At 69.6% G+C, this 2,411-nt stretch carries 2 protein-coding genes; one reads left to right on the top strand and one right to left on the bottom strand.

Features of this window, described 5'->3' with window-relative positions; genetic code table 11:
* Nucleotides 1-578 precede the first annotated feature (578 nt).
* Complete coding sequence (locus tag EV192_RS53460; protein ID WP_132126530.1) at nucleotides 579-1,550, bottom strand: zinc-dependent alcohol dehydrogenase family protein; 972 nt, start codon at nucleotides 1,548-1,550, stop codon at nucleotides 579-581.
* Nucleotides 1,551-1,634: 84 nt separating this feature from the next.
* Between EV192_RS53460 and EV192_RS53455 the strand changes: the two genes are divergently transcribed.
* Entirely contained in the window at nucleotides 1,635-2,327 is a 693-nt protein-coding gene (locus EV192_RS53455) for a TetR/AcrR family transcriptional regulator (protein WP_424923459.1), read from the top strand.
* Nucleotides 2,328-2,411 lie beyond the last annotated feature (84 nt).

Here is a 2,411-nt window from a genome sequence, read left to right as displayed (position 1 = left end):
AGCCACACCCATGCGCTAGCGCGCCAGGCCACACCCATGCGCTAGGCGCGCCACACCCAAGCGATGCGCTGGCGCGCCAGGCCACATCCATGCGCTAGGCGCGCCACACCCATACCCCGGCGTGCCGGGCCACACCCATGGGCTAGCGCGCCGGGCGCGCGCTCCGCCCGCACTCGGCTTGTGCTCGGTCCGCACTCTGCTTGCACTCGGCCCGCATCGCCTGTGCTCGGCCCGCACTCGGCGTGCGCTGGGCGCGCACACCGCCCGCACTCCACCCGCCCTCGGCGTGCGCTGGGCGCGTGCTCTGCTCGCGCTCAGCTTGTGCTCCGCCCGCGCTCGGCCCGCATCGCCCGCGCTCCGCCCGTGTCGCCTGCCACCGTCGTGGGACCACCGTGTGGCCAGTCGTGGGACCACCGACAGCGGTGCAGAACTGGAACAAGTTATCGCGTTGGCGATTGGCCAAGGCCGCGTTCTCGAACGACTGCTAAGCGGCATGTGCGGACGTTGGAGCCAGGTCAAGACACTGCGCGGGCGAGCGGTGGCAGTGACTTGAGCCACCCGCTTGGCCGCGGCGTGGTCTAGCTTCCCGATGGCGTGAGCACGATTCTGCCGAACACCTCGCCGGCGTCCATCTTCTGGTGAGCCAGCACGGCGCGCTCCAGGGGCAGCACCTCGTGCACGACCGGCTCCAACTCGCCGCGACTCGCGGCGGCGAGCAGGTCGGCGGTCACGGCGTGCCGGTCGGGTGCGGGCACGGTGTTGGCGCTGAACGTCGCGAACGACATCGACTTCTGGAACGCGCCGAACATCTCCATGGCGAAGTCCGCCGGTGGGTCGCCGGCAACCGCGCCGACGACCACCATGCGACCGTTCGGGTTGAGCCTGGCGAAGAACAGCGGCAGGGCCGTGCCGGCAACGATGTCGATGATGACGTCGTAGCCCGCGGGAGCGTCTTGCGCTGCCTCACCGACGCGGTCCAGCACATGGGTAGCGCCGAGCTTGCGCAGGCGGTCACCACGCTCCAGCGACGAGGTCGTCACCGCCACCGCACGGGCACCACCCTGGGCCGCGAGCTGGACTGTCATGATCCCGATGCCGCCGGCCGCGCCGCGCACCAGCACCGACTCGCCGGGAGCGAAGTGCGCATGGCGAAGGCCGAAGTGGGCCACCGCGGCGGAGCTCCCGAGCGTCACCGCGTCAACAGCTGACAGGGTCGCAGGGAGGCGGATGAGTGTCGTGGCGGGGGCGATCGCGTGCTCGGCGTAGCCGCCACCGACGCCGGTGAACGCCCACACCCGCTGACCGACCCATGCCGGGTCGACGCCATCGCCGACCGCGGTCACGGTGCCCGCGATTTCGCCACCGGGGATATGACCTTCGGTGAAGCCGTAGGCGCTGAGGGCGCCGCTTCGGATCATGGTGTCCACGCCGCCGACACCGATCGCCTCGGTGGTGATCAGCACTTGCCCGTCCGCGGGATCCGGCTCAGCGACGTCGATGACCGCCAGGCCCTCCGGACTTCCGAACGCCTGGATGGCGACAGCTTTCACGTTCATCTCCTCGTTGTGGAATCGATCGAGCCGATGCCGCCGACGTTAACGGACGCCCCCGTCCGCTTAGCTAAAGTGAGAGCGGTGACCGACCATTTGCCTCACACGCTGCGCTCCGACGCTCGGGACAACCGCGAACGCATCCTCGACGCGGCCCGCGCGGTGTTCGCCACCGAAGGTCTGGACGCGCCGATACGGGAGATCGCTCGGCGCGCCGGGGTCGGCCCGGCCACCCTCTACCGCCGCTTCCCGACCAAGGAGATGCTGGTCACCGCGGCATTCGGGGACCAGATGCGCGCGTGCCAGGCCATTGTGGACGAAGGGCTTGCGGACCCAGATCCGTGGCACGGTTTTTGCCTGGTGATCGAGAAGTTCTGTGAACTGCACGCCCGCGACCGAGGCCTCACGGCGGCCTTCATGTCGACCTTCCCGCACGCGATGGATTTCGCCGCGATCCGCTCGTACTCGCTGCGTTCGCTCGCCGAACTGGTCCACTTCGCCAAGGATGCCGGTCGCCTGCGTCCCGACTTCGTCCTGGACGACGTGATCCTCGTGCTCATGGCCAACAGCGGCATCCACGCCGCCTCACCGGTTGCCCGGGTCGCGGCATCCCAGCGCTTCGCCGCGTTCGCGATCCAGGCGTTCCAAGCCTCGCCGGTGGTATCCCCGCTGCCGCCATCGCCACGATTGGTGCCGACGGCATCGACACCCCGGCGCAACCCGACAGGCGAAGCCGGCGAACAATCGACGGCCGAGCATCCTGTCCTCGGCATGTGAGTGCGTTCATGGGAACGACCGGTTGGCGGCATGTCCGGATGTCCTCCGGGCGCGGCGCGGTGTGGTGACCGTTGCGAGCCGTGC

This window comes from Actinocrispum wychmicini (genome assembly GCF_004345645.1).
Lineage (GTDB): Bacteria > Actinomycetota > Actinomycetes > Mycobacteriales > Pseudonocardiaceae > Kibdelosporangium > Kibdelosporangium wychmicini.
Note: the sequence above shows the minus strand (reverse complement) of the source record. Positions and strands in the feature narration are given on the sequence as shown.